Annotated in this window: 25 protein-coding genes; 16 read left to right on the forward strand and 9 right to left on the reverse strand. The window is 69.9% G+C overall.

Going from position 1 to position 24,109, the window contains the following annotated elements; translation table 11 throughout:
• The first annotated feature begins 22 nt into the window (after positions 1–22).
• Positions 23–748: a hydrolase gene (locus Ato02nite_RS20650; protein WP_213008230.1), complete on the forward strand. Its 726-nt coding sequence runs from the start codon at positions 23–25 to the stop codon at positions 746–748.
• An 81-nt stretch (positions 749–829) separates the two neighbouring features.
• A complete protein-coding gene (locus Ato02nite_RS20655) occupies positions 830–1,672 on the forward strand; it encodes an SRPBCC family protein (RefSeq protein ID WP_246607259.1) in 843 nt (280 codons plus the stop codon).
• A 44-nt stretch (positions 1,673–1,716) separates the two neighbouring features.
• Here the strand turns inward: Ato02nite_RS20655 and Ato02nite_RS20660 are convergent, their stop codons facing one another.
• Complete coding sequence (locus tag Ato02nite_RS20660) at positions 1,717–3,204, reverse strand: sensor histidine kinase (RefSeq protein WP_213008231.1); 1,488 nt, start codon at positions 3,202–3,204, stop codon at positions 1,717–1,719.
• Positions 3,205–3,258: 54 nt separating this feature from the next.
• Positions 3,259–3,471 carry a DUF7455 domain-containing protein gene (locus tag Ato02nite_RS20665; RefSeq protein WP_213008232.1) on the reverse strand — a complete coding sequence of 71 codons (213 nt, stop codon included), beginning with the start codon at positions 3,469–3,471 and terminating at the stop codon, positions 3,259–3,261.
• Positions 3,472–3,716: 245 nt separating this feature from the next.
• Between Ato02nite_RS20665 and Ato02nite_RS20670 the strand changes: the two genes are divergently transcribed.
• The 3 genes from Ato02nite_RS20670 (at position 3,717) to Ato02nite_RS20680 (ending at position 7,078) form a co-directional block, all read left to right on the forward strand.
• Positions 3,717–4,871 (forward strand): S8 family peptidase, encoded by a 1,155-nt coding sequence (locus Ato02nite_RS20670; RefSeq protein WP_246607260.1) that lies wholly within the window; start codon positions 3,717–3,719, stop codon positions 4,869–4,871.
• A gap of 84 nt (positions 4,872–4,955) precedes the next feature.
• Entirely contained in the window at positions 4,956–5,360 is a 405-nt protein-coding gene (locus tag Ato02nite_RS20675; protein WP_213008234.1) for a response regulator, read from the forward strand.
• Between the two features lie 170 nt (positions 5,361–5,530).
• On the forward strand, positions 5,531–7,078 hold the full coding sequence (locus Ato02nite_RS20680) for a CBM96 family carbohydrate-binding protein (protein ID WP_213008235.1): 1,548 nt from the start codon (positions 5,531–5,533) through the stop codon (positions 7,076–7,078).
• Positions 7,079–7,146: 68 nt separating this feature from the next.
• Here Ato02nite_RS20680 and Ato02nite_RS20685 read toward each other — a convergent pair whose 3' ends face one another.
• Both Ato02nite_RS20685 and Ato02nite_RS20690 read right to left on the reverse strand, forming a co-directional pair.
• The gene (locus tag Ato02nite_RS20685) at positions 7,147–7,902 is read right to left on the reverse strand and encodes a class I SAM-dependent methyltransferase (protein WP_213008236.1); all 756 of its coding nucleotides are present in this window, start codon (positions 7,900–7,902) and stop codon (positions 7,147–7,149) included.
• Entirely contained in the window at positions 7,903–8,658 is a 756-nt protein-coding gene (locus Ato02nite_RS20690; protein WP_213008237.1) for an SDR family oxidoreductase, read from the reverse strand.
• A gap of 138 nt (positions 8,659–8,796) precedes the next feature.
• On the opposite strand from Ato02nite_RS20690, the gene mshA reads away from it, so the two are divergent.
• Together mshA and Ato02nite_RS20700 are read left to right on the forward strand one after the other, a co-directional pair.
• Entirely contained in the window at positions 8,797–10,065 is a 1,269-nt protein-coding gene (gene mshA / locus Ato02nite_RS20695) for a D-inositol-3-phosphate glycosyltransferase (RefSeq protein ID WP_246607261.1), read from the forward strand.
• On the forward strand, positions 10,059–10,559 hold the full coding sequence (locus Ato02nite_RS20700; RefSeq protein ID WP_213008239.1) for a type III secretion system chaperone family protein: 501 nt from the start codon (positions 10,059–10,061) through the stop codon (positions 10,557–10,559). The genes mshA and Ato02nite_RS20700 overlap by 7 nt, the downstream gene beginning before the upstream one ends.
• Before the next feature lie 913 nt (positions 10,560–11,472).
• Here Ato02nite_RS20700 and Ato02nite_RS20705 read toward each other — a convergent pair.
• Both Ato02nite_RS20705 and Ato02nite_RS20710 read right to left on the reverse strand, forming a co-directional pair.
• Complete coding sequence (locus Ato02nite_RS20705) at positions 11,473–12,792, reverse strand: MFS transporter (RefSeq protein WP_213008240.1); 1,320 nt, start codon at positions 12,790–12,792, stop codon at positions 11,473–11,475.
• Between the two features lie 58 nt (positions 12,793–12,850).
• Positions 12,851–14,089: an MDR family MFS transporter gene (locus Ato02nite_RS20710; RefSeq protein ID WP_213008241.1), complete on the reverse strand. Its 1,239-nt coding sequence runs from the start codon at positions 14,087–14,089 to the stop codon at positions 12,851–12,853.
• A gap of 132 nt (positions 14,090–14,221) precedes the next feature.
• On the opposite strand from Ato02nite_RS20710, the gene Ato02nite_RS20715 reads away from it, so the two are divergent.
• Positions 14,222–14,968 carry a phosphoglyceromutase gene (locus Ato02nite_RS20715; RefSeq protein ID WP_213008242.1) on the forward strand — a complete coding sequence of 249 codons (747 nt, stop codon included), beginning with the start codon at positions 14,222–14,224 and terminating at the stop codon, positions 14,966–14,968.
• Positions 14,969–15,034: 66 nt separating this feature from the next.
• On the opposite strand, the gene phoU is transcribed toward Ato02nite_RS20715, so the two are convergent.
• A complete protein-coding gene (phoU, locus tag Ato02nite_RS20720; protein ID WP_213008243.1) occupies positions 15,035–15,688 on the reverse strand; it encodes a phosphate signaling complex protein PhoU in 654 nt (217 codons plus the stop codon).
• Positions 15,689–15,886: 198 nt separating this feature from the next.
• Here phoU and Ato02nite_RS20725 point away from each other — a divergent pair, with 198 nt between their 5' ends.
• Complete coding sequence (locus tag Ato02nite_RS20725) at positions 15,887–17,188, forward strand: sensor histidine kinase (RefSeq protein ID WP_438873058.1); 1,302 nt, start codon at positions 15,887–15,889, stop codon at positions 17,186–17,188.
• A gap of 31 nt (positions 17,189–17,219) precedes the next feature.
• Positions 17,220–17,903, forward strand: a complete 684-nt coding sequence (locus Ato02nite_RS20730) for a response regulator (RefSeq protein WP_213008244.1) — start codon at positions 17,220–17,222, stop codon at positions 17,901–17,903.
• On the opposite strand, the gene Ato02nite_RS20735 is transcribed toward Ato02nite_RS20730, so the two are convergent.
• Positions 17,885–18,730: a DUF3109 family protein gene (locus Ato02nite_RS20735; RefSeq protein WP_213008245.1), complete on the reverse strand. Its 846-nt coding sequence runs from the start codon at positions 18,728–18,730 to the stop codon at positions 17,885–17,887. The two genes, Ato02nite_RS20730 and Ato02nite_RS20735, sit on opposite strands and share 19 nt — an antisense overlap.
• A 111-nt stretch (positions 18,731–18,841) precedes the next feature.
• Between Ato02nite_RS20735 and Ato02nite_RS20740 the strand changes: the two genes are divergently transcribed.
• Complete coding sequence (locus Ato02nite_RS20740) at positions 18,842–19,663, forward strand: sugar phosphate isomerase/epimerase family protein (protein WP_213008246.1); 822 nt, start codon at positions 18,842–18,844, stop codon at positions 19,661–19,663.
• Here Ato02nite_RS20740 and Ato02nite_RS20745 read toward each other — a convergent pair.
• Positions 19,650–20,186: a CGNR zinc finger domain-containing protein gene (locus Ato02nite_RS20745; RefSeq protein WP_213008247.1), complete on the reverse strand. Its 537-nt coding sequence runs from the start codon at positions 20,184–20,186 to the stop codon at positions 19,650–19,652. The genes Ato02nite_RS20740 and Ato02nite_RS20745 overlap by 14 nt on opposite strands.
• Positions 20,187–20,264: 78 nt before the next feature.
• Here Ato02nite_RS20745 and Ato02nite_RS20750 point away from each other — a divergent pair, with 78 nt between their 5' ends.
• The 5 genes from Ato02nite_RS20750 to Ato02nite_RS20770 all read left to right on the forward strand — a co-directional run bounded on the left by Ato02nite_RS20750 (position 20,265) and on the right by Ato02nite_RS20770 (position 24,029).
• Positions 20,265–21,185: a proline dehydrogenase family protein gene (locus Ato02nite_RS20750; RefSeq protein WP_213008248.1), complete on the forward strand. Its 921-nt coding sequence runs from the start codon at positions 20,265–20,267 to the stop codon at positions 21,183–21,185.
• 166 nt (positions 21,186–21,351) lie between these two features.
• A complete protein-coding gene (locus Ato02nite_RS20755) occupies positions 21,352–21,564 on the forward strand; it encodes a helix-turn-helix domain-containing protein (protein WP_020512985.1) in 213 nt (70 codons plus the stop codon).
• Positions 21,565–21,737: 173 nt separating this feature from the next.
• Positions 21,738–21,839: a 30S ribosomal protein bS22 gene (locus Ato02nite_RS20760; RefSeq protein WP_007465623.1), complete on the forward strand. Its 102-nt coding sequence runs from the start codon at positions 21,738–21,740 to the stop codon at positions 21,837–21,839.
• 79 nt (positions 21,840–21,918) lie between these two features.
• Complete coding sequence (locus tag Ato02nite_RS20765; RefSeq protein WP_213008249.1) at positions 21,919–23,028, forward strand: NAD-dependent epimerase/dehydratase family protein; 1,110 nt, start codon at positions 21,919–21,921, stop codon at positions 23,026–23,028.
• Positions 23,025–24,029 carry a lysophospholipid acyltransferase family protein gene (locus tag Ato02nite_RS20770; protein WP_213008250.1) on the forward strand — a complete coding sequence of 335 codons (1,005 nt, stop codon included), beginning with the start codon at positions 23,025–23,027 and terminating at the stop codon, positions 24,027–24,029. Before Ato02nite_RS20765 ends, Ato02nite_RS20770 begins: the two co-directional genes overlap by 4 nt.
• The last annotated feature ends 80 nt before the right edge of the window (positions 24,030–24,109 follow it).

Raw genomic sequence — 24,109 nt, forward strand, 5'->3', positions numbered from 1 at the left:
GATCTCGAGCCTGGGAGAAATAGTGGGCGCAGAGCGGGAAACAGTGATCGAGGCGCTGGACCTTACGGTGGACGCACATGCGCACACCGGGTTCGCGGCCGGTCGCGACAGTGTCGGCGTGGTCGTCTCGGCCGCCGACCGGGCCGGGCTCACCGCGCTCACCTTCGCCGACCAGGTCGGCCCGGACACCACCTGGCTGCCGGCCTACGCCGACGCGGTGCGCCGGGCGCAGCTGCGCACCGAGATGACCCTGCGGGTCGCCGCCGAGGTCGAGGTGGTGCAGCCGGACGGCTGGCTGGCCTGGCCCGCCGACCTGGGACCGCTGGAGGCCATCTCGGTCGCCGTCTCCCGCCTGCCGCTGGCCACCGGTCCGCTCGCCCCGCGCGAGGTGCGCGCGATGCTGAGCGCCGGCGAGCTGACCGCCGAGCAGGTCGCCGAGAGCGTCATCGTCGCCACCGTGCGTGGTCTCGAGCGGGCCTCCCGCTATGCCCCGACCCAGCTGGCCCGCCCGCTGAGCCTGCTCGCCCAGGTCGGCCTGGACGACGCCGCGATCACCCCGGACATGGTCGACGCGCTCGCCGCGGCCTGCCGGGAGACCGGCACGATCGTCGAGGTCAGCGAGGCGTGGCGGTGCCCGTCGGCGCGGATCGTCGCGCTGTTGCGCGCGGCACGGGTGACGCTGGTTCCCGCGAGTGACGCCCGGTACGCGGCCGAGGTCGGCCAGTGGCAGTACCTGCGCCGGGTATGACCGAAACAGAACACGATCAGTAGTCGTCTCCGTACGCTCGATCATGCCCGGTTGAAGCATCCGAAGCATGGGAGAGATGCGATGAGTATGGTTCAGCAGGCCATCGAGGTGAGTGCACCGCTGCACACGGTGTACGAGCAGCTCGCCGCGTTCGAGAACTACCCACGGTTCATGAGCGGCGTCCGCCAGGTCACCCCGATCGGCCTCGACCAGACACACTGGATCATGGACGTCGACGGGAAGCGGCGCGAGTTCGACGCGCAGATCACCGAGCGGTCCATCGACGAGCGGGTCTCCTGGTCGACCATGGAGGGGCCGCTGCTTGCCGAGACGCTCACGCTGCGTCCGCTGGGCGAGACGAAGACGCAGATCGTCGCCCAGCTCGAGGCGGACATCGCCTTTCTGATGCCGAGCGACCGGCACGGCCAGGCGTCGCTGACCAGGCGGCTGAAGGAAGATCTGACCACGTTCAAGGGTCTGGTGGAGAGCGGCGTGCTCGGCGGCCGGGCCAAGCCGATCGGCGGCGCGACCCGCCCGTCACCGAAGCGGCCGCTGCCCGGGGCCAGCACCAAGACGCTCGCGGCGAACGCCAGCCCGGCAAGCGTGGCCGCCCGGATCCGTAACCGCAATCCACACCCGGGGGCCGGCTGGGGAACGAGTGCGGCCGAGCGGAGCAACTCGAGCCGGGTCGACCTTCCCCGCCACAACCTCGGCACCACTGTGGACATCACCACCGCGCCCGGCATCAACGACGAGCACGATCTCGACGACGTGCTGGCGCCCGGGCGGCGGATCGGCCGGGCCGGCCCGGTCAGCGGCGGCGCGGCCGGCACCGCTCGGATGGGTGGCCGCACCACGCACAAGGACGCCTGGGGAGACGGCATGATCAACGAAGAGGACCGGGGCTCGGCCCACGACATGTGATCGACCGCTGAGGAGGGACCCCCGGGCTTACCCGGGGGTCCCTTTCAAATAGGTGCCGAATCCAATGTCACGATGAAGCGTGCGCCGCGAGGTTCGACCGGTTCGTACCGGATCGTTCCGCCATTCGCCTCGACCAGGTGCCGGACGATGAACAGTCCGAGCCCGGCACCCCGCATGAAACGTCCGAAAATGGTCGGCACCAGCTCGGGTGGCATGCCGGGGCCGCTGTCCTGCACGACCAGTTCCACCTGATCACCGCGGCGCGCGCCGGTCATCCGTACCGGCGGATTCCCGTACGCAAGCGCGTTCTTGACCAGGTTTTGAACCACGACCGTCAGGTGCCCCCGGTCGGCCAGCGCCGCCAGATCGTCGTCGATCGCGATCTCCACGCCCTCGGCGGCGGCCTGGGACGCCACCTCCAGCAGCGGCACCGGCGCCTGCCGCGCGGTGACCGAGCCGGTGTCCAGCCGGAAGAGCAGCTGCAGGTCGTTCATCATCTTGATCAACCGCTGCGTGTTCTTGTCGATCTTCGTGGCCAGCTCGAGCCGGATGTCGTCGGGCAGGTCGGCCCAGTCCGCCCGGAGCAGCTCGGCGAGGCTCGCGATCGAGCTGATCGGCTGGGCCACGTCGTGGGTGAGCATCGAGGTCAGGTCGTTCTTGAAGGCCAGCGCGGTTTCCAGCCGGGCGTTCGCCTCGCGCAGTTCGGTGTTGTGTGCGTTGAGCGTCTCCTCGGTCCGTTTCCGGTCGCCGATGTCGACGTAGGTGGCCACGTAGGCCCGCGGCGCCCCGTCCGCGTCCGGGATCGTCGCGACGGTGGCCAGCACCGGCACCGCACTGCCGTCGACCCGGGGCATCAGCCAGTCGCCGCCGGTCGGCGGCAGCGGCGGCGGGTCGAGCCGGATCGGTTCGTCCGGCCCGTGCCCGGTCAGCTCCCGCCAGCGCCGGTTGACGTCGATCACCCGGTGGTTGGCGTCGAGCACCATGACGGCCTCGTTCATCGACTGCAGCAGAGCCGAGGCGAACTCCTGCCGATCGTCCGGCTCCTCGTGGGGCCGGGCCAGCACCGCGCCGAGGGCGAGAACCAGCAGTGAACCGGCCACGGCCGGCGGCATCAGCCCGCGCGGATCGGGATCTTCGAAGACGCGCGGCACCAAGCCGGCCAGCGCGACGATCGCGGCGCCGGCGACCAGCGGGTCGGCGGCCCGGAAGCGGGCGACCCGGACGTCGAGGAAGGCCAGGCCGAGCCCGGCGAGCACGGTGGCGATCGCGGCCGCCGGATGCTGGTCCAGTGCGGTGGCACCGAGCACGGCGGCGGCCAGGGCGACCAGCGGGGCGGCGACGCGCACGACCCGGCCGGCGGGCAGCACCTGTAAAAGTAGGGCGATTCCGGCCGGAACGAGCGCGGCCGCCGGACCGAGGTCCGGCGGCGCGCTGTAAGCAGTGGCGAGCACGCCCGCGGTCGCGACCGCGAGCCCGGCGCACCCGGCGGTCAGCCGGGAAAACCTGCCCACATCATGCGCCGCAATACGCACATAAGCTCCTCACTACGGAGTAAATGAGCATAACGCGGACTTTTTGTCAGGCGGTTACTTACCGGCCCACTCGTAGCCCTCTTCAAGCTGGATGCGCTCGCCGACCCGGACGATGTCGTCGTGGTGGCGGTTGGCGTGGTGCCCGCAGAACGCAAGCTCGCCGCCGCTGGTAAGCGTGACCACCAACTTCGCGGCCGCGCTGCATCGGTCACAGCGGTCGGTCAGCTCGGCAACGGTGGTGATCTCGGGCGACAGCAGGCTGGTCATATCGCTCTCCTTGCTCGGTGGCGGTGTGCAGCGGTACAGCGGGTAGATCGGCCCTCCACCGCACAGCCTTAGGTTTCTCCGGCCAGGGTTCCGGGCGGTCAGCGCTGGGCGGAATTCGGTGCACCGCAGCTGCAACCAGCCGGGTCCCCGGTAGCCCGGGAACAGTTCTCACCATTCCCTCAGCAGCCTTCGGCATGCCTGTATCCCCCCGTCGAGTGGGCCGAAGCCAACGAGAGGAAACCAGCTTGCGCATCGCCACCCGACTCGCTCTGCTCACCGTCACCGCCGCCGCCATGGTGGGCGGAGCCGCCGGAACCGCGATGGCCGCCCAGCCGGGCGGCATCGCCAACAGCTACATCGTGATGGTCAAGGCCGGCGTCGGTCCGGCTTCGTTGACCGCACGGTACGGCGGTGAAGTCGCCGAAACCTATTCCGCCATCGACGGCTTCCACGCCCGGATGACCGCCGCCCAGGCCGCCCACCTCGCCACCGACCCGTCGGTCCGGTACGTCGAGCCGGACGCGACCGTCACCGCCGCGGCCACCACCACCCCGACCTGGGGTGTGGACCGCCTCGACCAGCGCTCGCTGCCGCTGTCGAAGTCGTTCACCGCCCCGGCCGCCTCGAACGTCACGGCCTACGTGCTGGACGGCGGTGTCCGGGTCACCCACCGGGAGTTCGGTGGCCGGGCCAGCAACGGCTGGGACTTCGTCGACGACGACGCCGTGGCCCAGGACTGCAGCGGGCACGGTACCCACGTGGCCGGCACGATCGGCGGCGCGACCTACGGCGTGGCCAAGGACGTGAAGCTGGTCGCCGTCCGGGTGCTGGGCTGCAAGGGCAGCGGTGCCTACTCGGACATCATCGCGGGCGTCAACTGGGTCACCGAGCACGCGAAGAAACCGGCCGTGGCCAACATGAGCCTCGGCGGCACCACCAGCAAGGCCCTCGACGACGCGGTGAACCGGTCGATCGCGAGCGGCGTCGTTTATACGGTGTCGGCCGGCAACGACCACCGGGATGCGTGCAAGCAGTCGCCGGCCCGGATCCCGGCCGCGATCACGGTGGGCGCTACCGATGTGAACGACACCCGTGGGTCCTTCTCCAACTACGGTTCCTGTCTCGACATCTTCGCGCCGGGCGTCCGGATCGAGTCCGCGGCGAACGGCTCGAACACCGCCACCAAGACGATGAGCGGCACCTCGATGGCGAGCCCGCACGTGGCCGGGGCCGCGGCCCTGGTGCTCGCCGTTCACCCGGACTGGACCCCGGCCCAGGTCCGGGACGATCTGGTCGGCCGGGCCGGCAGCGGCCTGGTCCGCAATCCCGGCGCGAGCTCGCCGAACCGGTTGCTGTTCACCGGTTACCTCAGCGGCGTGACGGCGGCCAAAACGCACTGACCGGTCGGATGTCGTAAAGGTCTGGCGGTGCAACCGGGCACCGATAGCGTGAATCGGGTACTCGACGCGAAACCTGGAGGACCCATGTCGCAGGCGCCCGACGCGGAGAACCGGCCCACCGTCCTCGTCGTCGACGACGAGGAGGACCTACGCGACATCATGCGCCGCATGCTCGAACGGCGCGGTTTCTCGACCCTGATCGCCGGTGACTCGCAGGAGGCCATCGCGGCCTGCCGGGACCACCCCGGCGAGATCGACATCCTGGTCACCGATCTGGGCCTGCCCGGGGTCTCCGGTGGCGAACTGTCCCGGACCGCCACCGAGCTGCGCCCGGGCATGCGGGTCGTCTACATCTCCGGCCTGCCCAAGGAGATGGCGGTCGCCGAAGGGTCGATCGAGCCGGACGCGCTGCTGGTCAAGAAGCCGTTCAGCACGGAGCTGCTGATCGAGGCGCTGCGCTCGGTGCTCGCCGAGAGCGCCACGCCATAGCCATCTGATTCACGAGCGCCGCCGTCACCATGACGGCGGCGCTCTTCTTTGTCCGGCGTCCATCGTGTCCGCTCCCGTGCTGCACCCGCGCTTTCACCAACTGAGAACCGGCTCCCGTCGACGGTGAGGTCAAGCAACGACCGATCCGAATTATCAGCGGGGAGACAGCAGTGAAGCGCAAGCACGCGGCAGTGGGAGCGGTCGCCATCGGAGCGGTGAGCGCCGGCTTCCTGATGGGCGGACAGGCGGGCGCGGCGACCACCGCGACCGGGCCGGCGATCCGGACCGTCTTCGCGAGCGACGACGCGTACGTCTCCAGCACCCGGACCGCCGCCAACTTCGGCGAGGCGGAGAAGCTCGTGGTCGGCGCGTCCGACGGCGAGACCCGGACGACCTTCCTGACGTTCCGGACCGGCGGATTCCCGGCCGGCGCGACCGTCGGCAACGCCCGGTTGATCCTGCCGTACGACGGCAAGCCGGCCGAGGCGCGGCTCAGCGTCTACCCGGTGACTGGCACCTGGGCCGAGAACGCGATCACCGCGGCCACCCAGCCGAAGATCGCCGCGACCGCGGTCGGCTCGGCCGTGCCGCGGGCCACCGACCAGTCGGTGACCATCGACCTCAGCTCGACGGTGACCGGAGCGGGCACCTACATGTTCGCCCTCCGGTCCGCCTCGACGACGGCGGTGACCCGCTTCCAGTCGGCCGAGTCCGGTGACCAGGGTGGACCGCGCCTGGTCGTGAACTACACCCCGGCGCCGGCGGCGCCGGCCGCCTGCGCCACCGGTGACCTGCTGGTGCCCGACTGCGGCGTGCTCTGGGGCGCGGCGGCCGGCGGCTTCACCGACCTGCCGCGGGACACCGCGCTCAAGGACTGGGAGGGACTCACCGGCCGGACTTCGACGATCTTCCACGCCTACCACAAGGGCGACGAGAAGTTCCCGACCAAGGCCGAGATCGCGATGACCCGGGACGCCGCGAAGCCGCGGGTCCTGCTGCTCAACTGGAAGGTCGCCTACGGCACCACCTGGGCCAAGGTCGCGGCCGGGCAGAAGGACGCACGGATCGACGCGTGGGCCGACTACGTGAAGGCCAACTACGGCACCCAGAAGTTCTTCCTGGCCCTGCACCACGAGCCGGAGAACGACGTGCAGACCGGCGCGGCCTCGGGGATGACCGCGAAGGACTACGCGGCGATGTACCGGCACGTCATCGAGCGGCTGCGCGCCGACGGGGTGACCAATGTGGTCAACGTGCTGGCCTACATGGGCAACGAGAAGTGGATGGCCCAGTCGTGGTGGAAGGACCTCTACCCGGGTGACGACGTCGTCGACTGGGTCGGCCTCGACTCGTACGTGAGCGTGGAGAAGGGCTACTACCACTTCGGTGACTTCGGTGACCTGCTCGACCGGCAGCCGACCGGTGGCGGTCTCGGCTTCTACGACTGGTCCGTCAAGAACCACCCGAGCAAGCCGATCATGGTGGCCGAGTGGGGCATGTACCACCGGGTCTCCTACCCGGCCAGCAAGGCCGCCGCGTTCAACTCGGTCCTGCCCGAGCTGGCCGCCCACCCGAAGATCAAGGCGGTCGTCTACTTCGACACCGCGCGGGACGACGAGGGCGACCGCAACATCGCGGTGAACTCGACCGCCGACAGCCTCACCGCGTTCCGCAAGGTGGCGGCGTCCCCGATCTTCGACGTCAAGCTGAACAACTGATCTTTACTCACCCCCTGGGGTCGGGCCGGTCCGCTGCGGAGGACCGGCCCGACCTTTATCCCGGCGTTCTACTCCGGCCAGGGCACCGTGAATTCGCCGAGCCGCCAGCGGCCGGGGCCGTCCAGCACCGGACGGCCCTCGTCGCGCATCCGCCGGCAGGTCGCCAGCCAGCGCTGCCGCGGCCCGAACGGGGTCGCCTCGGTGTCCCAGGCCCGGCCGAGCGCGCGCAGCAGCTCGTGGATCGGCTCACCGTCGACGTTGTGGTGGATCAGCGCCTTAGGCAGCCGCTCGGCGAACGTCGCCGGATGGTCCAGATCGGACAACCGGGCCGAGAGGGTCAGCGATTGCGGCCGCTCGTCGGCGACCACCGCCCAGGTGGCGATCCGGCCCAGCTCGTCGCAGGTGCCCTCGACCAGTCGCGCGCCGGTCGCGGTCATCTGCCGCCAGGCCGCCTCGACCTCTGGTTCGGAGTACTGCCGCAGCACGTTGAAGGCACGCACCACGACCGGTCGCAGGCCGGCCAGCTCGAAACCACCACGGCGAAAATCCAGACCCGGCGGATCCGCGTACGGCATGGCAGCCGTCACGCGTACCGGATCGATCTCCAGACCGACCACCGTGACGTCCGCCCGCACCGCCGCCGTCAGGCGGCTGTGCAACTCCACCGCGGTGACCGGCGTCGCACCGTATCCGAGGTCGATGACCAGCGGATCGGTGGCCGCCGCAAGAAGATCGCGGAAGCGGTACGCGATGAAGTTGTCGACACGGCGCAGCCGGTTGGGATTGGTCGTCCCTCGGGTGATCGCGCCGACCGGCTTCGGCACCTACTTCTCCCGGTGCACCTTGTGCTGCGCGGCCTGCGCGAGCGGCCGGATCACCAGCCGGTCGATGTTGACGTGGTGCGGGCGGGTGGCCATGAACGCGACGCAGTCGGCGATGTCGTCCGCGACCAGTGGTTCCTTGACGCCGTCGTAGATCGAGTCGGCTTTCGCCTGGTCGCCGTCGAAGCGGTTGAGCGAGAACTCGTCGGTGCGCACCATGCCCGGGTCGATCTCGGTGACCCGGACCGGCTTGCCGGACAGTTCGAGCCGAAGTGTGCCGACCAGCGCGTTCTGGGCGTGCTTGGCCGCCGTGTAACCGCCGCCGCCCTCGTAGACCGTGAACGCCGCGGTCGAGCCGATCGTCACGATCGTCCCGCGGCCGCTCTGCTCGAGGGCCGGCAGCAGCGCCTTGGTCACCCGGAGCGTGCCGAGCACGTTCACGTCGTACATCCACTGCCAGTCGTCGACCCCGCCGGTTGCCACCGGATCGAGGCCGCGGGCCCCGCCCGCGTTGTTGACCAGCAGGGTGAGCTCGCCGTCGAGGCCGGCCACGACGGTGGCGAGGCCGGCCACCGAGGCGTCGTCGGTGATGTCGCACTCGACCGCGGTGGCCGCCGGCCCGATCTCCTTGACCAGCTCCTCGAGCCGGTCGACGCGGCGCGCTGCCGCCACCACGTGGAAACCCTCCCGGGCCAGCCGGCGAGCCGTGGCCGCACCGATTCCGCTGGAGGCGCCCGTGATCACTGCGATGTTCTGCATGCCTCTTATCCTTCCTCGTCGCCGATGACTTCAGTCACCCACGGGTGCTCTGTATGTGGTTGCAGAAGCAAGTACGGGGAAGATTGACAAAGACGTAACAAGTCAACGTTACGTTTGACCGCTTCGGGAGGAAATATCGTGGTTGACTGGCCGGCCCCGCGGCGCATCGCCACCCTTTCGGTGCATACCTCCCCCCTGGAACAGCCCGGCACCGGCGATGCGGGCGGCATGAACGTCTACATCGTCGAGGTCTCCAAGCGACTCGCGCGCCTCGGCGTCGAGACGGAGATCTTCACCCGGGCGACCCGTAGCGACCTGCCGCCGATCGTCGAGATGGTGCCCGGTGTCACCGTGCGGCACGTCACCGCCGGTCCGTTCGAGGGCCTCGCCAAGGAGGACCTGCCGTCCCAGCTGTGCGCGTTCGCCAACGGCGTGCTGCGCGCCGAGGCGGCACACCCGCCGGGCCGATATGACCTGATCCACTCGCACTACTGGCTGTCCGGCCAGGTCGGGTGGCTGGCCCGGGAGCGCTGGGGAGTGCCGCACGTGCACACCGCGCACACCCTGGCCAAGGTGAAGAACCGCTGGCTCGCGGCCGGCGACCGCCCCGAACCGAAGGCCCGGGTGATCGGCGAGGAGCAGGTGATCGCCGAGTCCGACCGGCTCGTCGCGAACACCGCGGTCGAGGCGCAGGACCTGGTCACCCACTACGACGCCGCGCCCGCGCGGACCGCGGTCGTGCAGCCCGGTGTCGACCTGGACCGCTTCCGGCCGGGCCCCGGTGCCCGCTCCCGCTTGGGGCTGCCGCCCTCGGGCCGAATTGTTGCTTTCGTCGGCCGGATTCAGCCACTCAAAGCTCCCGATGTGCTGATTTCCGCCCTGCCGTTCATGACCGACCCGTCGGTCACCATGGTCATCTGCGGTGGGCCGAGCGGAAGCGGCCTCGATCGGCCCACCGCCCTGATCGAGTTGGCGGCCTCGCTCGGCGTCGCCGACCGGGTGCTGTTCCTGCCGCCGCAGACCGGCGACGACCTCGCCACCCTCTACCGCTGCGCCGACCTGGTCGCGGTGCCGTCCTACAACGAGTCGTTCGGGCTGGTCGCGCTGGAGGCGCAGGCGTGCGGCACGCCGGTGGTCGCGGCCGCGGTCGGCGGCCTGGTCACCGCGGTGCGCGACGGGGTGAGCGGGGTGCTGGTCGACGGGCACGACCCGCGGGACTGGGCGCACGCGCTGGACTCGCTGCTCGCCGCTCCGCGGCATCGCGCGGCCCTGTCGCGGGGCGCGGTGGCTCGTGCGGCCGGCTTCTCCTGGGACCGTACGGCCGAAGGACTGCTCCAGGTCTACCGTGGGGCGGTGGCCCAGCACCGCGAGATGATCGCCGCCCGGCTCGAGGCGTACGCATGGTGAGCTCTCTCATCTCCCTTGTCGAGAAGGTCCTCACCGACCGGGAACTGGAGTGGGACACCACCGCTCCCGGCGCCTACGTGGTCACGCTGCCCGGCACCCACAAGCTCAAGACCGCCTGCAACCTGATCGTCGGTGAGCACGCGCTGCGCATCGAGGCCTTCGTGATGCGCCAGCCCGACGAGCGCCGCGAGGAGCTGTGGGCGTGGCTGCTGCGCCGCAACGCCCGGATGTACGGCGTATCGTTCTCGATCGATGCGGTCGGCGATGTCTACCTGACCGGCCGGGTGTCGCTCAAATCCCTGGACGAAGATGAGTTGGACCGTCTGCTCGGCGCCGTTCTCACCTATGCCGACGAGTCCTTCGACACCATGCTGGAGATCGGCTTCGGCACCTCGATCCGCCGCGAGTGGGAGTGGCGGGTAAAGCGCGGCGAATCCACAGCAAATCTTCAGGCGTTCAAGCACCTGGCCCCGGATGTGCCCGAAATTGGGTGATTGGTGCCCGCGTTTACCCGATCGATAGGGTGCGACGCATAATCATGCGGCGCCCGTCACCAGCGCAACAACGATGAACAAATGGTTACCGATGGGGAGTCCGGGCGACCGGATGATTGAGCAGGCGATCCGCCGATCGGCTATTTGTCGGTGACTGTGACGGTGCAGACAGATGGCAGACAGCCAAGTGGCTTGTAAGCCTTGACCGCCCCAACTAGCGTAATCAATGGACGCCTGGCCGTTAGTTCGGGGAACTGGTTGATCAGAAATGGTCGCCGCGGTGGGCGTTTGGGGACGGGTGGCATATGCCGTTGGGGGACGGCGCGACCCGAGACCGGCGGTTAGTGCGGGCGACGCCTATGGGGATGGGCGTCGTCCGCCGCCGCCGGTGCTTTGTTTCCAGGCTCTTTTCGGCCGACCGGTCGTGTCGGCCTCCTCGCTTCGGCTCTGGTCCCGTCTGGCTGGCGGGTTGCTGCCGGCTCTGGTCTCGCCCGCTGCTGGCCTGGTCGCCTGGTTGCGCGTTTCGGGTCGGGTCCCGCCAATTCCAGAAAAAACGCGACCCCGGCCCAGGTTTCCTCCAAACGGAGGGCGGGACATTTTCCCGCGGAAGATCTTTCGGTACGCGCCGGCTCACTCCGGTGGCACTCGGTCCCGGCAGGCGCAACCACCCTCCGCGCGCCCGCTGCGGGCGGGCCCGGCCCAAGCTCGCCACCCCGACCCGCCCACCGAACAGTCCCGGGCGACGGCCATCGTTGCCGCGCGAGGGCTGCGTGTTTCCTTGCGCGAGAGCCGCGGCACGTGCTGGTGTGGCGCCCTGCTTGCGGGGTGGCGGCGGTCGGGTGATGTTGCGGTTGGTGACGGTGTGGCCCGTACCGGAAAGCGGGTTTGATTCTCGCGACCCTGACCTCTGTGTCTAGCGGACCTCCGCGGTCGCTGCGGTCTCTGACCGGATGGCGGCCGCGTGTCGCTCACGGCTCGGGCCGGCGGCCAGGTGCAGCACCGCCGCCACCAAGCCCACCCCGGCCACCACCAGCCAGTGCCAGCTGCCCAGGTATTGCAGGCTCGCGCCGCCGAGTGCGGGCGCCAGAAATGCCGCGGCCGGGAACGTCAGGTAGAAGACGGCCTGGTAGCGACCGCGCAGCGCGGCCGGCGCCAGCTCGGAGTTGATCGCGGCGTTCGGGGGAGCGGCCAGCATGCTGCCGATCGTCCAGATCACCGCGGCGGCCAGGTAGACCGGTAGGTGGTCGGCCAGGACGATCACGCCGAAGCCGACCGCCGTGATCGCCTGGGCCGCGGCCAGGACCCGGGCCTTCGGCCGGTTGTCGATCAGTCGCGGCACGAAGAGCTGCCCGACCACGATGAGCGCCCCGCTCACCGCGACCACCAGGCCGTAGGCGGACGGGCTCAACCCGTCCTCCCGCATGGCCAACGGAACGATCGTGTTGTTCTGCGTGTAGACCAGCGCCTGCAGCAGCGTCAGCCCGGCAAAGGCCAGAAAGATCCGGTCGCCGAGCACCGCCCGAAGCCCACCATCGCTGCTGGCCGAGTCGGCACCCGCGCCGCTTGCGGTGCCCGTACCGGTCGCCGCTCTCGCGGCTGAGCCGGTCGCCGGAGCCCTCCCTCGGCGATCTTGTTGAATTGCCGGCGGCGGCCGGCGCAAGGTTTCCGGCACCCGTCCGGCGATGATCAGCGCGGCGGCCAGGGCCGACGCCGCGTCCAGCAGGAACAGGCCGATGTAGCTCCACTCGGCCAGCACGCCGGCGACCAGCGAGGCACCCGCCGTGCCCAGGTTGAAGGCCCAGAACTCCAGGTTGAACGCGCGCAACCGCCGGTCCGCCGGAACCAGGTCGATGATCGCGGCGACGAAGGCCGGCCCCGGCATCGACTGGGCCAGGCCCATCAGGGCGCAGAGCGCGGCGATCAGCCCGAGGTTGCCGGCGAAGGCGAGCCCGGCCAGCACGACCGCGCAGGCCAGGTGGGACCAGACCAGCGTGCGCCGGCGGCCCCACCGGTCGGCGAGGACGCCGCCGGCCAGGGTGCCGATCACCCCGCCGATCCCGTACGTCCCGACGATGAGTCCCGTCATCGCGGTCCCGGCGCCGCGTTGCGTGGTCAGGTAGAGCGACAGGAACAGGACCGCGAAGCCGCCCAGCCGGTTGATCAGCAGTCCGGCCCAGAGGTACCAGTAGGCCGAGGGCAGACCTCCGGCCGTCGCGCGCAGCCAACCCCGCACCCCAACCCCCAATTGGAAGCAGTGTTAACAGTTCCATTAGGAGATTACCGCCGGGCGGTCACACCCGCGACTCGTCGGTGACCGGCACCATGGCGGGCCGGGTCATCAGCTCGGCGATCCGCCGTTCCCGCCGCGGCCCGGTGATCAGATGCCCGGCCGCGACCAGCACGCACACGCCGAAGCACCCGATCCACAGTGCGACGTTGCCGAGGTGCTCCTGGGTGAGGCCGCCCAGAATCGGCGCCAGCGCCGTCCCGACCGACCAGGTCAGTGAGTTGAGGCCCTGGTAGCGGCCACGCAGCGAGGCCGGCGACAGGGCCGCGACGGTCGCCGCGTTGGACGGCGACTGCAACATCTCGCCGAGCGTCCAGATCACCACGGTGAGCGCGAAGAACCAGGCCGCGTTCGCGAACGCCACCAGCCCGAGGCCGACTCCCATGATGAGCGAGGCGAGAGCCAGCACCCGGGACCGGTCGAGGCCCTCGATGAGCCGTGGGACGAACAGTTGCCCGAGCACGATCAGCAATCCGTTGACGGCGATCACCCAGCCGTACGTCGCCGCGGACAGACCGTTCGACGTCATCGCGATCGGCAGGGTCGACAGGTGCTGCATCATCACGATGACCGTGCCCAGGCTGATCGTCAGGTAGAGCAGGTAGGTGCGGTCCCGAAGAGCCGCCCCCAGGCCGGCGCCCGAGTGCCGGGTCCGGCCACCGGACGGGCGGGTCTCGGCCAGGAACACCAGGCTGATGATCGCGGTGATCAGGGTGGTGCCCGCGTCGATCACGAACAGCAGCAGGTAATCCGCCTTGGCGGCGAGGCCGGCGCCGACCGCGGAGAGCGCGAACCCCAGGTTGATCGCCCAGTAGTTCAGCGAGTAGGCGCGCACCCGGTCGCGGTCGGGCACCACGTCGATCATCATCGCCGAGAAGGCCGGCCGTACCGCCTCGGTGAACACCCCGAGCAGGAAGGTCACCGCGAGGATCTGCCAGTAGTCGTACGCGAAGCCGAGCGTGAGCATCAGGGCCGCCGCGCCGAACTGGGCGGTGAGCATGGTGGGCCGCCGGCCCCACCGATCGGCCAGCACGCCGCCGACCGTGGTGCCGATCGCTCCGCCGACCCCGTACAGGCCGATGACCAGGCCGGCCTGGCTCTGGCTGAAATGCCGCTCGGCGGTCAGGTAGATGGCCAGGAAGATCACCACGAAGGAGCCGAGGCGGTTGATCAGCGTTCCGACCCACAGGAACCAGAACTGCCGGGGCAATCCACCCGCGGCCTGCTGAAACCAACCCCGCACGTCATCTCCGTAAGTGCCGAACCGCCCGTAATCACTTACAACCTATGGGCCGGGGCAACCGGTTTTCCACGTGGCGGGCGCCACTGCCGGGTCGCCGCCCGCGGCGATCGGGCCTGCGGCAGGATGGAGGTCATGACTGGGACTCTGGTGCTGCTGCGACACGGCAACAGCGAGTGGAACGCCAAGAACCTCTTCACCGGCTGGGTCGACGTGGACCTGGACGCCAAGGGCGAGGACGAGGCCCGCCGCGGCGGCGAGCAGCTGAAGGAGTACGGCGTGCTGCCCGACGTCGTGCACACCAGCGTGCTGCGCCGCGCGATCCGGACCAGCGAGATCGCCCTGCACATCGCCGACCGCCACTGGATTCCGGTGAAGCGCTCCTGGCGGCTCAACGAGCGCCACTACGGCGCACTGCAGGGCAAGGACAAGAAGCAGACCCTCGAGACGTACGGCGAGGAGCAGTTCATGCTCTGGCGCCGGTCGTACGACGTGCCCCCGCCGCCGATCGAGGACGACTCGGAGTTCTCCCAGTTCGCCGACCCGCGGTACGCGGCACTCCCGCCGGAGCTCAAGCCCAAGGCCGAGTGCCTCAAGGACGTCCTCGAGCGGGCGCTGCCCTACTGGTACGACGCGATCGTGCCCGACCTGCAGGCCGGCAAGACGGTGCTGGTCGCCGCGCACGGCAACTCGCTGCGCGCGATCGTGAAGCACCTGGACGACGTCTCCGACGAGGCGATCGCGAAGCTGAACATCCCGACCGGCTTCCCGCTGCGTTACGACCTCGACGACAACCTGCGCCCGATCAACAAGGGCGGCACCTACCTCGACCCGCAGGCCGCCAAGGACGCCGCGGCCGCGGTCGCCAACCAGGGCCGCTAGTTCCTCCCGAACAGGGAAAAGGCCGGGACGCCCCCGTGGCGTCCCGGCCTTTTCGCGGCCGAGCGGTTAGCTCAGGCCGTCCACCGGCTGACCGGTGACCAGGAAGACCAGCTGCTCGCCGATATTCACGGCGTGGTCGGCGTAGCGCTCGTAGAACCGGCCCAGCAGGGCGCCGTCGATCGCGGTCTCCGCGCCGTACGGCCAGTCGTCGTGCAGCAGGACCTTGAACAGCTCGCGCTCGAGGTCGTCCATCCCGTCGTCGGCCTTCTCCAGCGCGGCGGCTGCCTCGGCCTCCGGCTTGGCGAGCAGATCGGCGATCTGCTCGGCCATCTGGTCGGCCACCTCGGCCATGCCCTTGAAGACCGGCCGCAGCTCGGCCGGCACGGCCGGCGACGGGTGCCGCCGCTGTGCCGTCTTGGCGACGTGCTCGGCCAGATCGCCCATCCGCTCGAGATCGGCGGAGATGTGCAGGGCGGTGATCACCATGCGCAGGTCGGAGGCGACCGGCGCCTGTCGTGCGATGGTGTCGGCCACCTTGGCCTCCACCTGCTTGTAGATCTCGTCGACCTCGGCGTCCCGCTCGATGACCGACTCGGCGGCCTTGAGGTCGGCGGTGAGCAGGGCGGTGGTCGCCTTGCGCATGGCGGCCCGTACGGCCTCCGCCATGGTCACCAGCAGGCGACTGACCTCGTTGAGATCTGCCTGGAACTCCTCGCGCATGTCCTCGTCCCGGGGGTCTGGGTCGCGCCGTTTGGGCAGGGCACGACCTTGGTTGGTGCTAAACCTAGGTCCGTTCTACGGCCTGAACGTGAACACCGGTGAACGACGCCGGGCGCAGTGGTGAACATTATTCGACGCGCGCCCGTTATGTCCGGTTGATCGTAGGGCCCAGGTAAACAATGACCCTACGATCGCTGCGTGGACTTGGCGTACAGCATCCTCCTTGCCCTCGTCGCGCTCGCCGTGGGCGCGGTCGTGGGTGTGGTGTTGGCCCGTGCCCGCAAGGCGCCGGAGCAGGCCGGTTCAGCCGGCGCCCGGTCGGACGAGGGGGGACGCACCATCGAGACGGACGACGGTTCGCCCGCCGCCGGCAAGCACGGCATGAAGGGGCTCGGCCGGAAGAGCCTCGACTCGCTGCGCGTCGGTGTGGTCGTGCTCGACGCCGAGGATCACCCGGTGCTGGTCAACCCGGCCGCCCGCGCGATGGGCCTGCTGCGCTCCGGCGGGGCGCCCGGCACGATCGCGGCGCACCCCATCCTGCGTACCCTCGCCGGCCAGGTGCGACGCACCGGCGTTCGGCGCGAGGTGGAGCTCGACCTGCCGCGCGGCCGCGCCGGCGCCGCGTCCGCCCCGCTCGGCCTGCACCTGCGAGCGGTGGCACTGAATTCCACGCACGTGGCCATCGAGGCCGCCGATGTCACCGAGTCGCACCGGCTCGCCCGGGTCCGCCGGGACTTCGTGGCCAACGTCAGCCACGAGCTGAAGACCCCGATCGGTGCGTTGCAGCTGCTCGCCGAGGCGCTGCTGGACGCCACCGAGATTCCGGCCAGCCAGCTCGAGCCGGACGACGAGAAGTCCGAGGACCTGGTCGCCGCCCGGCGCTTCGCCGAGCGCATCCACCACGAGTCGGCCCGGATGGGCCGGCTGGTCAACGAACTCCTCGAGCTCACCCGGTTGCAGGGTGCCGAGCCATTGCCCACCCCCGAGCCGGTCTCGGTGGACTGGGTGATCGCCGAGGTGATCGACCGCACCCGCACCACCGCCTCGGCGAAGAGCATCGAGGTCAAGTACACCGGTCCCAAGGGCGCGACGGTGTACGGCAGTGACAGTCAGGTGGCCACCGCGGTGACCAACCTGGTCGAGAACGCGATCGCCTACTCGGGCGAGGACACCGTGGTGTCGATCACGCTGCGTCAGGGCGACGACTGGGTCGAGGTCGACGTCGAGGACCAGGGCATCGGCATCGCCCCGCACGACGTCGACCGGATCTTCGAGCGCTTCTACCGAGCCGATCAGGCCAGGTCACGGTCCACCGGCGGCACCGGCCTCGGCCTGGCCATCGTGAAGCACATCGCCACCAACCACGGCGGCCGGGTCGACGTCACCAGCACCCTCGGCGACGGGTCGACGTTCACCCTGCGCCTACCTGCGAGACCCCCCGAAACCCCCTTGCCGTTACCAGCGGCAATTGAGATCGAGTCCGGTGCGGCCGGGCGCTAGTCCCGGAGACCGGAAGATGGAAGGAACCACATTGGCCCGCGTGCTCGTGGTCGAGGATGAGGAGTCGTTCTCCGACGCCCTGTCGTACATGCTGCGCAAGGAGGGCTTCGAGGTGTCGGTCGCCCCGACCGGAACCTCGGCCCTGACGCAGTTCGACCGGACCGGCGCCGACATCGTCCTGCTCGACCTCATGCTTCCGGAGATGTCCGGCACCGAGGTCTGCCGCCAGTTGCGGCAGCGCTCCGCCGTCCCGATCATCATGGTCACCGCCCGGGACAGCGAGATCGACAAGGTGGTCGGCCTGGAGATCGGTGCCGACGACTACGTCACCAAGCCCTACTCGCCGCGCGAGCTGGTCGCCCGCATCCGCGCCGTGCTGCGCCGCCAGGGCGCCGACGCACCCGAGGTGACCACCCCGACGCTGGCGGCCGGCCCGGTCCGGATGGACGTGGAACGCCACGTCGTCACGGTCGACGGCGCCGGCGTACAGCTGCCGCTGAAGGAGTTCGAGCTGCTCGAACTGCTGCTGCGCAACGCCGGCCGGGTGCTGACCCGAGGCCAGCTGATCGACCGGGTGTGGGGCGCCGACTACGTCGGCGACACCAAGACCCTCGACGTCCACGTCAAGCGCCTGCGCTCCAAGGTGGAGCCGGAGCCCTCGGCCCCGCGCTACATCGTCACGGTGCGCGGCCTCGGCTACAAGTTCGAGCCGTGAGGGGTCGTCGGGGTGGCCGGTTCGCGGCCGCCTCGCTGGGTGGGTGACCCGGCTGCCACGGTGGCCGGGTGGATGGCGATCAGGCCGGACTTCAGCCGGGCCGTACACAGCTCGGCGAGTTTGTCGTAGGCGGCCTTGCCGACCAGGGCGGCCAGCTCCGGGCCGTAAGTGATGTACATCGGGTCCGAGCCGACGTGCGCCTCGGGTGAGGACGTGCACCACCAGTCCAGGTCGGCGCCGCCGGGGCCCCAGCCGCGGCGGTCGAACTCGGTCAGGGTGGACTGCAGGATCTTGGTGCCGTCCGGGCGCTTGATCCAGTCCTGTTCCCGGCGGACCGGCAGCTGCCAGCAGACGTCCGGCTTGTAGGTGAGCGGGTGCACGCCGTCGCGCAGCGCCTGGGCGTGCAGGGCGCAGCCGCCGCCGGCCGGGAAGTCGGCGTCGTTGAGGAAGACGCACGGTCCGTCCTCGGTCTGGATGGCGGTGCGCCGGGCCGGCTTCGCCCCGTCGATGGTGTCCATCTCGGTGTAGTTCTTGAAGCCCCGCCGGTAGTGCTGCCACGTCTCCGGGCTGAGTTTCTGGACCGCCGCCTTCACCCGGTTCTCGTCGTCGGCGTCGGTGAAGAACGCACCGTGCGTGCAGCAGCCCTCGTGGGCGCGGCCGGCCACGATGCCGTGGCAGGCCGATCCGAAGACGCACGTCCAGCGGGAGAGCAGCCAGGTCAGGTCGGCGCGAACGAGGTGTTGTTCGTCGGCCGGATCGAGAAACTCGATCCACTCACGAGGGAAATCAAGGCCGACCTCGGGGCGGATCTGGTCACGGCGGGTCACTCGCGACAGCGTACGCGTGCAGGTGACTAATACCGGGTTGCCGCCCGGTATGACCGCATATACCCGGGCGTGTGGCGAGCTTGCGCGACAGACGGGTCTACCCTTTCAAGGGTGAGTTCCCGCGTTCCCGTGCTTCTGTCCAGCTCCTCGGTCTTCCCCGAGCCGACCGCGGCTGCCTTCGAGATGGCCGCCACCGTGGGTTACGACGGTGTCGAGGTCATGGTGTGGACCGACGCCGTCAGTCAGGACGCCGGCGCCCTGAAGGGTCTGACCGACCACTACGGCGTGCCGGTCCTGTCCGTGCACGCGCCGTGCCTGCTCGTCACCCAACGGGTGTGGAGTTCCGACCCCTGGGAGCGGCTGACCCGGGCGGCCCAGCTGGCCGAGTCGCTCGACGCGCCGACCGTGGTGGTGCACCCGCCGTTCACCTGGCAGCGCGACTACGCCAAGAACTTCGCCGCGGGCCTGGCCAAGGTGCAGCAGCGGCACCCCGACATCTCCTTCGCGATCGAGAACATGTTCCCGGTGAAGATGGCCGGACGCTGGTTCGTGCCCTACACCCCGGGCTGGGACCCGACCGAGACCGGCTTCGACGCCTACACGCTCGACATCTCGCACTGCTCCGCGTCCCGGATCGACGCGCTCGACATGATGCAGAAGATGGGCTCCGGCCTCAAGCACGTGCACCTGGGCGACGGCACCGGGGAGGGCCGCGACGAGCACCTGGTGCCCGGCCGCGGCAACCAGCCGTGCGCCGAGGTGCTGCGTTCGCTGGTGGCGCGCGGTTTCACCGGTTCGGTGGCGCTGGAGGTCTCGACCCGCAAGGCGGCGAGCCGCCCGGCCCGGGAGAAGGACCTGCGCGACTCACTGGAGTTCGCCCGGCGCCACCTCGCCCCGGCTAGCAGTTCGGCTCCGGCGATTACGCGGGCGTGAGGTTGGCGGCTCGCTTGCGGGCGCGGTGCGCTGCCACGTGCGAGCGGGTGGCGCAGCGTTCCGAGCAGAAGCGCCGGCAGTTGTTGGACGACGTGTCCAGGTAGACGTTGCCGCAGCGCTCGTCGGCGCAGATGCCGAAACGCGCGCTGCCGTACTCGCAGAGCCAGACCGACAGGCCCCAGACGGCACCGGCCAGGTATTCCGCGCTGACCGACGCGCCGCGGCTGGTGACGTGCATGTGCCAGTCGCTGGCGTCGTGACCGGAGATGCGTGGCTGCACGGGGAAGGTCTCCAGCAGCGAGTTGAGTTCGTTGACCGCCTCGGCGTCGCGGCCGGCCGTGCCGAGCTCGAAGACGTCACGCAGTCGTCGCTGGGCGCGGCGGAACACGCCGAGGTCCTTCTCGATGATGTGTTCCCGCATCCAGGACTGGTCGTCGGCGAACAGGGCCCGCAGGCCGGCGAGGTCGCTGAGCTCCGCGTTGACGAGGTCGACCGCGGTTCGGGCGTACGCATCGAAGTTCACCCGACAACGGTAGCCGCACCGCGCGCGGACGGACATGGTTGCCGCGACCGGCGCGGTTTCGGGCGATACCCTCGGCCCATGCTCCGTTCCGTCTTCCTGGCCGCCGCGGACTCGTCCCGCCTGGGGCGGTTGGTCTCCTCGGCGACCCTCAGCAAGAACGCCGCCCGCCGGTTCGTGGCCGGTGACGACGTGGCGGACGCGCTTCGCGCGGCGCGCGAGCTGGCCGACGACGGCCTGGCGATCACGGTGGACCATCTGGCCCCCGAGACGTCGACGGCGGAGCAGGCGAAAGCCGTCCGCGACGAATACACCGAGCTCCTCGGCCGGCTGGCGAGTGCCGGCCTGACGCCGGCGGCGGAGGTGAGTGTCAAGCTCTCCGCGCTGGGCCAGCGCATCGACGACAAACTCGCCTTCGAGTACGCCCTGGCGGTGTGCGCGGCGGCGGCCGACGCGGGCACCTCGGTGACCCTCGACGCCGAGGATCACACCACCACTGATTCCACCCTGGAGATCCTGGCCGGGCTGCGTAAGGACTACCCGTCGACCGGTGCGGTGCTGCAGGCCTATCTGCGGCGCACCGAGGGCGACTGCCGGGAACTGGCCACGACCGGGTCGCGGGTGCGGCTCTGCAAGGGGGCCTACTCGGAACCCGAGTCGGTCGCGTTCCAGGACCCGCTGGACATCGACAAGTCGTTCGTCCGCTGTCTGAACATTCTGATGTCGGGGGAGGGCTACCCGATGGTGGCGACCCACGACGCCCGGCTCATCGCCATCGCCGAGGACCGCGCCCGCTGGTTCGACCGCTCCGCCGAGGAGTACGAGTTCCAGATGCTCTACGGGATGCGCACCGAGGAGCAGGCGCGGCTGGCGGCGGGCGGCAACATCGTCCGGGTCTACCTGCCGTACGGCGAGCAGTGGTACGGCTACCTCATGCGTCGCCTGGCCGAGCGTCCCTCGAGCGTGTCGCTGTTCGGCCGCGCCCTTGTCCCAGGGAAGTAACCTTTCGGGCTAAATCGGCACATAACTGGCGTGTCGGCCTTGACTTTTTATGGTCATTTCACGGAACGCATCGCGTTGGTCACAGTCGTATCGATAACGTTCTGATGACACGCACGTAAGTCGCCCGCCGGGGGACGTGCCCGCGAAAGGATCGGTGCGAGGGAAGATGACGGGTCCAGCCCAGACCGAGGAACGACTCTCGGAGGTGCGGTTCCTCACCGTTGCCGAGGTGGCCGCGCTGATGCGGGTCTCCAAGATGACCGTCTACCGCTTGGTGCACGGCGGTGACCTGACCGCGGTGCGGGTCGGCCGGTCGTTCCGGGTGCCCGAGCACGCGGTGCACGACTATCTGCGGGGCGCCTTCTCCCAGACCGCGTAGGGGCCGTTTGGGCCTGCCCCCATCGGGCCGGTACGCTGGTGCGGTTGGCTCCCGGCGTATTACCCGCCGCTGCTTCGCGCGGCGAGGGATCCGGGACGCCGTCCAGAACGGACGCGGTCGTGCCCCGGTGGGCATCCGGGTCCGACCCACATGGTTTCGAGAGGCAAATTCGTATGGGCTCCGTGGTCAAGAAGCGCCGCAAGCGTATGGCGAAGAAGAAGCACCGCAAGCTGCTGCGCAAGACCCGCGTCCAGCGTCGCCGTTTGGGTAAGTGATCGGGGGCCGGGCGCTAGCCTGGCCGGCCCGCACTTACCTCTTTGGTCGCATCGGAAGCCGCACCGGAAGGTCCGCCCCTTGGTGACCTCACCGCCCCGTGTCGTCGTGGTGACCGGCGTGAGCCGGTTTCTCGGCGCCCGGGTGGCCGCCCGTCTGGCCGCCGATCCGCGCATCGAACGCGTCGTCGGCCTGGATCCGCATGAGCCTCCACCGGCCCTGAGGGCCGTCCTGGAGGACGTCGAGCTGGTCCGGGCCGACGCTCGCGCCGCTTCCGGCGCCATGGCCGATCTCGGCGCCGAGGCAGTTGTGCACATGGCGGTGACCAGTGCCCCTGATTCGCAGCATGGCGGACGCCAGGCGATGAAGGAGCAGAACGTCATCGGCACGATGCAACTGCTCGCCGCCGCCCAGGGTGCTCCCGGCCTGCGCAAGATCGTCGTGCGCTCGTCGACGGCCGCCTACGGTGCGTCGTTCCGCGACCCGGCGGTCTTCACCGAGGACACCGAGCCGCGGGCGGTGCCGCGCGGTTCGTTCGCCCGCGACATCCTCGACATCGAGGGTTACGTCCGCGGATTCCGCCGCCGCCGGCCCGACGTGTCCGCGACCGTGCTGCGGTTCGCGCCGTTCATCAGTTCGACGGCCGACACCACGCTCACCCGACTGTTCGCCCAGCCGTTCGTGCCGACCGTCTTCGGTCGCGACGCCCGGCTGCAGTTCGTGCACGTCGACGACGCGCTCGAGGTGCTGCACCGGTCGGTGCTGGAGGACCACCCGGGCACGTTCAACGTGGCCGGTGCCGGGGTGCTCGCACTGTCCCAGGCCGTGCGCCGGGCCGGCCGGATCGCCCTGCCGTTGCCCGAGGGCACCTTCTCCACCCTGTGGGGCCTGGCCCGCAACGTCGGGATCGGTCAGATCGGCCTCGACCAGGTCGACCTCTTCGTCCATGGCCGGGTGGTCGACACCACCAGGCTGCTCGACGAGTTCGGTTTCACGCCGCGCACCACGGCGGCCGCCTTCGACGAGTTCATCCGGGCGCACGCGAACGGTTCCTCGCTGACCGCCGCGCGGATCGAGGCGGCCGAGCGGGCCATCCTCGACGGCGTCCGCCGGCTGCGCGCCGAAAGCAAGACCGCCGAAAGCAAGGTCGCCGATAGGGCGACGGCATCCGTCAAGGGTGATGCGGCGTGAGCCAGCACGAGTACCGTGACATGCTGCCCGGTCACGCCGACTTCACGCTCCCCAAACCGGCCGCTCCGGCCCGGGTCAACGGCCGGCGGCCGATCCCGGAGGTGCCGCAGATGAACGGCCATGCCGCAGAGTCGCCGGAGCCCGAGCCCGCCCGTCCCGTCGACGTCTGGGATCAGCGGGTCGCCGCCGGTCTCGCCTTCCTGCGCCGGCGCCTCGCGGGCACCTATGAGGTCGACGACTTCGGCTTCGACCGCGAGCTCAGCGACGCGGTCTTCCACCCGCTGCTGCGGGTGCTCTACCACGACTGGTTCCGCACCGAGGTCTTCGGCATCGAGCACGTGCCCGGCGAGGGTGGTGCCCTGGTCGTCGGCAACCACTCCGGCACGGTCGCGCTGGACGCGCTGATGCTGACGACGGCGCTGCACGATCAGCACCCGGCCGATCGGCACCTGCGGCTGCTCGGCGCCGACCTGGTGTTCCGGATGCCGATCGTGAGCGAGCTGGCCCGCAAGTCCGGTGCCACGGTGGCCTGCAACCCCGATGCCGAGCGCCTGATGAGCGGCGGCCACCTGGTGGGCGTCTTCCCGGAGGGCTTCAAGGGCATCGGCAAGCGCTTCGCCGACCGCTACAAACTGCAGCGCTTCGGCCGGGGCGGGTTCGTCTCGGCCGCCCTGCGCACCGGCACCCCGATCGTCCCGGTGGCGATCGTCGGTGCCGAGGAGATCTATCCGATCCTGGCCGACGTCAAGCCGCTGGCCCGGTTGCTGGGCCTGCCATATTTCCCGGTCACGCCGACGTTCCCGTGGCTGGGCCCGCTGGGTCTGGTGCCGTTGCCGAGCAAGTGGCTCATCCAGTTCTGCCCGCCGATCCCCACCGCGCACCTGACCGAGCACGCCGACGATCCGATGGTCGTCTACAACCTCGCCGACCAGGTTCGCGAGACGATCCAGGCCACTCTGCTGGAATTGCTGGAAAAACGCCCGGATCCGTTTGGACTTTGAGACGAGGGCGGCCGGTGACAGAAGCCGCCTATAGTGACAGATGAGGGGCGGTCCGGTAACTCCCGGCAACCGCCCCTCGC

The sequence above is a fragment of the Paractinoplanes toevensis genome (genome assembly GCF_018332695.1).
Taxonomy (GTDB): domain Bacteria; phylum Actinomycetota; class Actinomycetes; order Mycobacteriales; family Micromonosporaceae; genus Actinoplanes; species Actinoplanes toevensis.

What these genes read in the sequence shown, in the direction of transcription:
- Ato02nite_RS20700 (WP_213008239.1), top strand. Translation starts at nt 10,059, where the DNA reads ATGGTGAGCTCTCTCATCTCCCTTGTCGAGAAGGTCCTCACCGACCGG.
- Ato02nite_RS20750 (WP_213008248.1), top strand. Translation starts at nt 20,265, where the DNA reads ATGCTCCGTTCCGTCTTCCTGGCCGCCGCGGACTCGTCCCGCCTGGGG.
- Ato02nite_RS20690 (WP_213008237.1), bottom strand. Translation starts at nt 8,658, where the DNA reads ATGCAGAACATCGCAGTGATCACGGGCGCCTCCAGCGGAATCGGTGCG.
- Ato02nite_RS20715 (WP_213008242.1), top strand. Translation starts at nt 14,222, where the DNA reads ATGACTGGGACTCTGGTGCTGCTGCGACACGGCAACAGCGAGTGGAAC.
- phoU (WP_213008243.1), bottom strand. Translation starts at nt 15,688, where the DNA reads ATGCGCGAGGAGTTCCAGGCAGATCTCAACGAGGTCAGTCGCCTGCTG.
- Ato02nite_RS20760 (WP_007465623.1), top strand. Translation starts at nt 21,738, where the DNA reads ATGGGCTCCGTGGTCAAGAAGCGCCGCAAGCGTATGGCGAAGAAGAAG.
- Ato02nite_RS20755 (WP_020512985.1), top strand. Translation starts at nt 21,352, where the DNA reads ATGACGGGTCCAGCCCAGACCGAGGAACGACTCTCGGAGGTGCGGTTC.
- Ato02nite_RS20675 (WP_213008234.1), top strand. Translation starts at nt 4,956, where the DNA reads ATGTCGCAGGCGCCCGACGCGGAGAACCGGCCCACCGTCCTCGTCGTC.
- Ato02nite_RS20665 (WP_213008232.1), bottom strand. Translation starts at nt 3,471, where the DNA reads ATGACCAGCCTGCTGTCGCCCGAGATCACCACCGTTGCCGAGCTGACC.
- Ato02nite_RS20655 (WP_246607259.1), top strand. Translation starts at nt 830, where the DNA reads ATGAGTATGGTTCAGCAGGCCATCGAGGTGAGTGCACCGCTGCACACG.